At 35.8% G+C, this 9,108-nt stretch carries 6 protein-coding genes; 1 reads left to right on the top strand and 5 read right to left on the bottom strand.

Translation table 11 applies throughout. The features are described 5' to 3' along the window. Positions 1-2,928, bottom strand: a 2,928-nt coding sequence (locus EA412_13365; protein ID TVR76542.1) for a DUF3427 domain-containing protein, incomplete at its 3' end; no start/stop codon positions are given. After that, entirely contained in the window at positions 2,925-3,350 is a 426-nt protein-coding gene (locus EA412_13360; protein TVR76541.1) for a (deoxy)nucleoside triphosphate pyrophosphohydrolase, read from the bottom strand. The genes EA412_13360 and EA412_13365, both read right to left, overlap by 4 nt. Positions 3,351-3,620: 270 nt before the next feature. Between EA412_13360 and EA412_13355 the strand changes: the two genes are divergently transcribed. Continuing rightward, positions 3,621-3,899, top strand: coding sequence for a hypothetical protein (locus EA412_13355; protein TVR76540.1), 279 nt, complete (start codon positions 3,621-3,623; stop codon positions 3,897-3,899). Positions 3,900-4,073: 174 nt separating this feature from the next. Here EA412_13355 and EA412_13350 read toward each other — a convergent pair whose 3' ends face one another. From EA412_13350 to EA412_13340, 3 genes are all read right to left on the bottom strand, one after another. Beyond that, positions 4,074-4,361, bottom strand: coding sequence for a hypothetical protein (locus EA412_13350; GenBank protein ID TVR76539.1), 288 nt, complete (start codon positions 4,359-4,361; stop codon positions 4,074-4,076). 61 nt (positions 4,362-4,422) lie between these two features. After that, positions 4,423-4,863 carry an OsmC family peroxiredoxin gene (locus EA412_13345; GenBank protein TVR76538.1) on the bottom strand — a complete coding sequence of 147 codons (441 nt, stop codon included), beginning with the start codon at positions 4,861-4,863 and terminating at the stop codon, positions 4,423-4,425. A gap of 198 nt (positions 4,864-5,061) precedes the next feature. Beyond that, positions 5,062-8,886, bottom strand: a complete 3,825-nt coding sequence (locus EA412_13340; protein ID TVR76537.1) for a T9SS C-terminal target domain-containing protein — start codon at positions 8,884-8,886, stop codon at positions 5,062-5,064. Positions 8,887-9,108: the final 222 nt, after the last annotated feature.

Genomic DNA, 9,108 nt, shown 5'->3' with positions numbered 1-9,108 from the left:
TGACATTCCTTTTGGTGTTTCAGGACCTATTGAATTTTGACTTTGCCAATGAAACAAATATTCATTGATAGCATAATCATCATACATTGTTGTAGGAGAAAAATTCTCTTCAGATTTGACTAAGTTAATAAAAAGCAGTTCCGTATTTAAGTCTGTATTCTCTGCAACTCCTTCCCTACTCGGAGATTTTCTTTTGAATGTACTTAACCCGAATCCTGCTAAAATTTGATCGCGTGTATATCTCGAATGTACTTTTAGCGGTTGTTCATACGGTAGATCAATATCAATTTCTTTAAAATCAATTCTGTCAATTAAGATTTCAAGTACTTCTATGATTTCATCTACAAGCACTCTGTTCTTGCCAATTTCCCGAATGCTACGGTCAAGCGAATCAAAACCTGCTGCTTTTTGCCAAATGTCATAATGAAGCATTAAAAGCATTTTCCTCTCTGTTTCATTGTAGTCATCCACAGGTATTGCAAAATTTTTCTTTGCTATTTTTAAAATGAAATGAAAATAACTGGTAGAATTGCTCGAAAGCCATTTTTTTGAAATCGCAGAAACAATTTGTTTTTCATTAGTATCTTCAAAATCATCAATTTGATTTGCTAATTGACAAAGACGCTTCCAGCTACCTCTTTTGTATATTAGTTGAAGCGGTATATTATGAAATTCAATGAAGTTCTGGAGATTTAATGGTAATGTAGTTTGGTGCTTAAAATTTTTAACTTTTAGAATCAATTGGTTTCTATTGAGAGAAGTTGCCGTTCTGATATTTTCAAGAATTATCTCTTTAGCTCTTTTCTCTAAAACGATGGAACAACCAAGTGGTAAATGCGGAAAATCATCTTCAATTTCTTTAGTTACAGTAGTTGCCGTTTTTCCTATAAGTGCCCGAAACTTATTTTCAAAATTGTATTCTGGTCTTGAGTTCCCTACAAAGTCAAGCACTGTAAGACAGTCTTTATTATCAGCTAAACGCAATCCTCTACCAAGTTGTTGAAGAAAAATTGTCAAACTCTCAGTTGGACGCAAAAATAAGACAGTATCAATCTCAGGGATATCAACGCCTTCATTGAAAATGTCAACAACAAACAAATAATTAATTTCTTTTTTCAGTAATTGATGTCTTACTTTATCACGATTTTGATTGTTATCGCTTGTCAAATAATCAGCTTTTAATCCCGCTAACAAGAACTTCTCAGCCATAAATTGAGCATGTTCAATTGAAACACAAAACCCAAGAGTTCTAACATCTTCTTTGTCCTTTGTATATTTTTCTAATGCATTAATTATCTCACCTACTCTTCTGTTATTAGTTGTATAAATGTTTGTTAATTCATTGGCAATATACCTGCCCCTTTCCCAGCCAACTGTTGAAAGGTCAATACTATCTGTTATGCCAAAATACTGAAACGGGCAAAGTAATTTTCTATTCAAAGCTTCCGGGAGTCTAATTTCAGCTGCAATTCTATTATGAAAGTCTTCCTGGATGTCTCCACCATCCATTCTTTCTGGCGTTGCAGTTAGTCCCAACAAAACTTTAGGAGTAAAATAATTGATAATACCTCGATAACTATTTGCAGTAAGATGGTGACATTCATCAATTACAATAAAATCAAAATAGTCTGGAGATAGATTTAGAGATTCCAAACGATTATTCAGTGTTTGAACAGATGCAAAAACATATTCATAGCGATCAGGAATCAGTCCATCTACCCATAATTCACCAAAATTATTATCTCGTAAAACCCCTCTGTAAGTGGATAAGGATTGAGCTAAAATCTCTTTTCTATGTGCAAGAAATAGAAGTTTAGCAGATTTATTTTGTTGCTTAAAGTTTTTGTAATCAAAAGCAGAAACAACAGTTTTACCGGTTCCTGTTGCTGCAACAACAAGATTTCTATTTCGATTATGGACGGTTCTTTCTACTTCAAGTTTTTCTAAAATTTCATTTTGAAATGGATAGGGTTTGATATCAAAAAAAGAAATAGAAGTATGAATACCATTGGGTTTTCTGCCTTGACTCAAAGAGTCTACAAGCTTTTCTTTATGCTTCGAATCATCAAAGAGTTCGAAATCATCACTTTGCCAATATGAGTCAAAAGTCTTTTGAAATTTGTCAATAATGTGGCTTACCTCTTTCGTGGTAATTTTAACATTCCACTCTAAACCATCAGTTAATGCTGAACGCGAGAAATTCGATGAGCCAATATATCCTGTATGAAATCCTGTTTTTCTATAAAATAAATACGCTTTTGCATGCAGCCTTTCATTTCCGGAATTGTATGAGATTTTTATCTGGGTATTTTCAAGATTAGATAACAACTGAATGGCTTTATAATCAGATGCTCCCATGTAAGTAGTTGTTATTACCCTAAGTTGACCGCCTCTTTTTGTGAATTCCTGTAGTTCTCTTTCAAGTATAATGATTCCTTTAAATTTTATGAAAGAAACCAATAAATCAATCCTGTTAGAGGAAAGTATTTCTTTTTTTAGCTCACTTTCAAGTGATATATTTGCATTTCCACCAGTAAACAGTTCGCTATGAGTTAATCTGGTGTATGGAGTGATTTCTTTTAAATGCAAATCGAAATCAGTGAAGTGAGCATCTATTTTAGAAAACACAGCTTTCAAAATTTCTCCTTCAATTGAAATCAAGTCATCATTAAAAGCTTCCTTTTTTAATTCTTCTTTTAAGAACAGAATTATTTTATTGGCTATTTTAATCTGTAAGTCAAGCTGGTTTTCGCCTTTGATTAAATTTAAGGCATTCTTTATTGTAGCTGAAAGGTGTTTTGCTAAAAATGTAGAGGCCTCCTCTTTGTCAATCTTAGTTTTATTGATAAAGAAGGCATCCTTATCTAATTCGCTTATTTTTTGTGAAACTAATTGAGTAACTAATTCTTCGTAAATACCTTGATTCATTGGTTTAAATATTCTTTTAAAATTGGGATATCAACTTCCGCCCAATCTAATTTACTCAATTCTTCTTTTGCCAGAAATACATATTGTTGATGCTCCTTCAATCTTATTTCTCCATCAATGTTTTTTGCAATAAATGGGATAAGTTTGATAGAAATATTTGGATAATCAAAATTTGAAGGTCTCAAACTTTTTTCGACTAATATATGAATATTTAACTCTTCTTTTATTTCTCTTTTAATACATTCTTCATCTGTTTCGTTTGACTCAACTTTTCCACCAGGAAATTCCCATTTTAATGGCAAGCTCATCTTTTCACTTCTTTGAACAACAAGTGTTTTGTTTTCAATCTCAATGATGGCACAAGCAACTTTTATTCTGCTTATAGATTTTCTGCGAGTCACTTTGCTATTTATGTCTGCCATTTTTTTCAAAAATGATTTCACTAATACTCCCTCAATGAATTAAGATTAATCTTTTCATTTTCCCAGTTCTTATTCCCCACCCCATTGCAATTTACAATTCCTGTCATTTATAGGAAAACAAATGGCAAAAAAACATTTTTCACAAAACCTCACCCCAGGCATAAAAAAGCTGTTTAATTCCTTGAAGTACCGGTTTGAAAAAAAATCTCTTTTTGGAAAATTAGTCATATTTTATTACTTTCTTGGTTTAAATTTCAAATTTAATTAATTATGGAGTGGCAACTTGTTTCATCAATTGATCATTTAAAACAGATTTGCGACATTAACGGCAGAGCAGAATTTTATATCATTCTTGCTGGTGGTTTTTGCCGAAGTGGGAAGCAAATACATTACGACAGTATCTCGAGAAAATTTGAAATTTATAATGAAATTGATGAAACTTGGCAAAGTGAGTTAACTGAAAAACAATTGCATTCCAAAACTATGATACCTGAGGCAATTGAAAAATCATCAATGTTTTTCTACGGATATCAGCTTTATGGCATATAACAGAGATTTATTACAGGGTCAAACTTAAGTGTAATCTATAGCTTTTTACTAATCCAGTCTTTAACACAGAAGCTTTCTCTCTTACTCAAATTCCATCCATTGGGAAATGCCATGTGCGTAAAGTTTTGGGTAATTGACCGAAAACTCCGGGTTGATACATGTGTTTCAAAAAAATCATTTCCTTAACTGTTTTTGTAATGCTTTTCCTTTTTCCGTCAGACGGTATTTTTGTAAGCGACTATTGGGTTTGTCGGGAATAGTCATTTCAATATAACCTGATTTTAGTGCGTCATTGATATACGCCTTTCGAAAATAGTCTCTGTTTTTAATTTTGAGCTTATCCTGTAAATTTTCTCTTGAAAATGCATGCTCAATTATTAATATTAGATAGGCGACTTGCATGGTGACTTCGGGTATTTCACCCTCATCCTCGCTCAAATTCCATGCATTGGAGAATGTCATGCGTGTAAAATTTTGGGTAAAACGAAAAACCAAGCATATATCTAATGGTAATATGCCTTTTTCACCCACCAACACTAATTTCATTTACCAAATGCACTTTGGTTTTTATGGAGTTTGTGATTAAACAGGAGGCTTCAGACTTGTTTAATATCCGCTCTGCCCTATCTTTTCTCGCGGCATCTTTAATCACTAAATTTGCTTTTATGATAATCTCCGGTATTTGATATTTGCCGTCAATCTTATCCAATATGCCTTCTGCATCACAACTAAAGCTTACATATTCGAGTTTTGAATATTCCGCAATCGCTAAAAAAGTAGTCATAAAACAACTTAAAACCGAAGCAGTATACAAGTGTTCCGGTGACCAGATACCGGGTATTCCCTTATCAAATTCCGGGGGAGTAGCAACTTCTATTTTTGTAGGTAACTCCGGTGAGTGTAATATGCCTTTTCTTCCTTCATTCCATTTCAACGAAACATTATATACATGTTTATCCATAATATTATTTTTCTAAACTACAGTTTTTATGCGCTTTACGTTCAGCTATCTCAAATTATTTGTCACTTATTTCAGGCCATTTACAAAATTAAAGACCGGTGAAAAAAAGAATTCGCTTTTAGCAACAGACTATTCACCCATCTGTTCTTTGGACACAAAGGTAGTTTTTGTAAGAAAAAATAAGAGAAAAAAAACGAACAATTACTCCACATGCAACATTTTTCGGGTAATGGAGCCTCCGGCTGTATTTAGACGGTAAAAATAAACCCCTCCGGAGAAAATATCCTGATTGAGGAATTCGCTGTGCAAGCCTTCATTCAAATGCCTGAAACTCCGCAGATAAACCTGTCTGCCGTGTATGTCCAGTATTTCTAATTCGGCATAGCCTGCCTGAGGCAGATTAAATTGAATTTCTGTTTCATTACTAAACGGATTGGGCGTGTTTTGAAACAATTGCAATTTACCGGGCGTAATGTTCGCTATTCCACTGCTTAAATCAATGGTTGTCTCAACCTCTGCAATAGGGTCTTTTGATTCAAAATTACCGGCATAATCAACGGCATAGATGTAAAATCCGTAATGATAGTTTTCTTTTCCAATCAGATAGATTTCTTCTTCTGAAAAATTAGCTTCCAATTGCACAAAATCACTATCGTTTACAGAAACATAGATAAAATAACCTGCTACTCCTGCATGTTCATCAAAACCCGACCAGCTAAGGTGAATAATTGTATCCTGAGTTAAGGCAGGCAAAGGATTGACAGTAGTCACCGGTGGTTCACGGTCTATGATATTACTCCATGTATTCGTAAAAATCGGATCATTAAAATCAAAAACAATTTTAGCATCATTGTGAATTTCAGTTAGATGTGGCAGATTATCCTTTTGGCGTACACTATAAGTTACAAAGCCTTGTCCCTCCGGGCTGTTCACATTAGGCGGAAGAAAAAACTCAGATAATTCAAATGTAGGAGCCATGGTATTCGGATCATATGAGCCCCAGTACCATTCAATGATTCCGGTTGCAGTATCTACCTCACCTATAACTCTCAGGATAATATTTTTATCCGGCCGTAAATCTAAATCCCGGGCAAAGTAAAATCTATCTGTACGGTCTTCTAAACCAAAGGTTTGTCCGCTAAAACCAAAATTCCCAAAGCGAAAAGTCTGAATATCAAAAACATCCAAATCTAATGTGTCGGTAATAAAAACTTCTCTTGCAGCGGCTGTTGCAGAATCAAGATTTTCAAACTCTATCATATAAGGCATTCTGATGTCTCCCGGTATATAGTTGTCCTCTGTTGAGCCGGCAGTACCCGTTTTTTGATTTGGGTCATGGCTGTTAGCCGGATGTAAGAATTTTTTCTTTGAAGAACAATCTCCATCACAATCACCACATGGATTGCCCAGGCAACCACCTGCACCTGCACCAGCCAGTCCGCTTCCGATAGATTGTGCAGCACTACTGGCAGATGAACCTATATTGCTTTGATTGAATAAAGAGCTTAGTGCTGTCTTAAAACCTTCTTTACCCGCACCTCCACTTGCTCCACACAAGGCCGTACCCGCAGCATTCAATGCCAGGTCTTTCAAACTGCTTGCTATCCCACCCGAATTTTGATGCCCAAGTGAGTTTGCTAAATCTCCAATTGCACAACCCATGCCTGCAGCTCCCACCAAACATCCTGCACCCGGAAGAAATCCAACCAAATCAGCAATACAGCCAACACAATCTCCCAGAACACTATTACACGCACGATTAAACATTTCCTGCATATGACTTTCGTCAAAAATCGGATCAGTGGCAATTACATTTAATTCCAGAATTTGCTCAACAGTCGGGCGGACTAAAAGATTAAACGTAAAAGTTGATTGAGGAGGCATCACAGGAATCACAAATGCCCCAAATCGTATAGAATCCCCATCCAAATCCAGTCCTTCATCATAAATGCCAAAGTGGCTGCCAATTGAATCATACATTATTTGTGTATAAGCATCCATTTCAAAGGAATTCAGTATTTCTATCTCAAGAAATTCTTTGGCACTAATGTAAACAGGTACTCCTATTTTAGTTTCGTTTGAATTATTATGCACATGAATAAAGTTTGGCGTCCATGCATTTAGAACCAGCCCAACCGGTCCGCTGAATGTAACCTCCACCGGATTGTATTCCGGCTCTTCGACAATTAAAGCTCCATAGAGCGTATCCGTAAATTCCGGACTATTCACCCAAACATCATAAACACCCGGTGTGGCAAAATCCAGAAAAAATCTACCGAACAACCTGCCATTATGCACTTTATAAGCTGTGTCAGAATTCGCTATAGCAGCTCCGTTCTGCCCTATATAAACCATCGGCTCCGTCATGTCAGGAATACCTCCGTATATATCCAGCAAATGCAGTCCGTAATTAGAAATCTTACCAGGCACAACCTCATTGAGTCCGGGGACAACTACACTTTGACAATCAACTGTAATACCACATTGATTTCGGGCTTCCAGGCAAACATCATAAGCGCCTGTACCGGGAAAAGTGTGTTGTGGATTTACTAATGAGTCGTTCGTGGTACCATCACCAAAGTCCCAGCTTAAATGTGTAAAATCAATAGATTCATTTTGAATATAGATATCTAAACCTTCTTCATAAATCGTAAAATCAACTTCCGGTTTAGGTACGGGCGCTTCTATCAAACGTTGAATGTAATATCCCTGACTCAAAAAGCTTTGCTCATTACAATCAAAGGAGGCTCCGTCACAATCAGGATTTAAAGCTAATCGTTTGAGCATGTATAGTTCATTGTTGATGCCCTGCACAGCAGGATGTTCACTTTTGATTAATAAATTGTTACAGCTTGTCGTTCCGGATAATCCGGGCATATGTACATGCTTCACATCCAATGGGGCGCCTAAAGTATCAACAACATATGTGAAAAAGTTCGAGTTTTGCCGAAAAGGCACTGAAAAGCCACCCAGTTCAGGAGCTGAACTGTTGTAAGAACCATTAAATATCACACGGCCTGAGGCATCAATCCCGGCATAAGCATCGCTTTCATTTGAACTAACATTTCTTGCCCATACAGGTTGGCCATCATTGTCCCATTTAAGCAAAACACTTTTGCTGCCTGCCCCTAAATGCGTTATGGTGTCATTTCCAAAAACAACCAGGCTGTTTTGACTTTGATATAATCCTCCGTAAATGTGCCCATTGTTATCCATCACAACATTATTCAATTCAAAGTAACCGGCTTCCGTAGTACCATAACCACTAATCCAGTGCACATAACCGCTCGTATCAAACTTGGCAACAAAACTTTTGCGGGAAGCATTGCCAAAATCAATTGAATCATTTCCAATGTAAAGCGTAGATGGGGCGCCACCTAAATGCCCGGAAACTAAAATATTGTCGTGGTCAAATGCGTAGATATCTGAAATGGTTCTGGGGCCACCGGCACCGGAAATATTGACCTCGAACAGTATATTCCCATCATAATCAATCGCAGTTATAAGGCTATTGCTTGGAGAATACATTGTAATTGAGTCAAGCGTGACAATATGATCATGTATAGTAAAAGAACCACCGGCATGCAACAAACTGTCAAAAGTACCATCCGGATTAAACCTGATAAGCCTTCTGGCTGCACCGACAATAGTCGTGTCATTAGGAAATTCAACTGTAGTGGCAGCCCAAACACCTATATAAATGTTGTCATTATCGTCAATAGCTAAAGCACGCATAGAAGTGGCCGGCCCGAAAATGGTTTGCTGAATCAACTGTCCGGTACTATCCAGTTTTATAATAAATCCACTTCTGTTTTGCCCCGGTATACGATGTATAGAATCATTGCCAACAGCCAAACTGGAATTCATTGTACCGGCCAGCACTAAATTTCCTTCTGAATCAACCTCAATATTTGTAATGTCATTAAGATCTCCTTTTATTTTAAAAATATCAGTGTACTCAAAAATATTTGCCTGAAGGAATATACTGATCAAAGAAAAAAGAAGTGTAGAAATCAGGTATCTCATAATGTTATCTTTTATGTAAAAAAATGTATTTAGGACCTGAAGGTCATTTTATAACATAAAAATATTAAAGCATTTATAAAATTATTTTAAATTGCTATTTTTTTTATATTAAATGAAGTGCGATTTTGTGAAAAACTATTAAATGTTACTTCGTGTATGACATTTTTCTATTTAAAAAATTTATCCTCCAACCAATTTGATGGATTATTAATGATATACCTT

Source organism: Chitinophagaceae bacterium, from assembly GCA_007695095.1.
GTDB lineage: Bacteria > Bacteroidota > Bacteroidia > Chitinophagales > REEL01 > REEL01.
The sequence above is the reverse complement of the archived record's forward strand: the minus strand, read 5'-3'. Positions and strand labels throughout refer to the sequence as shown.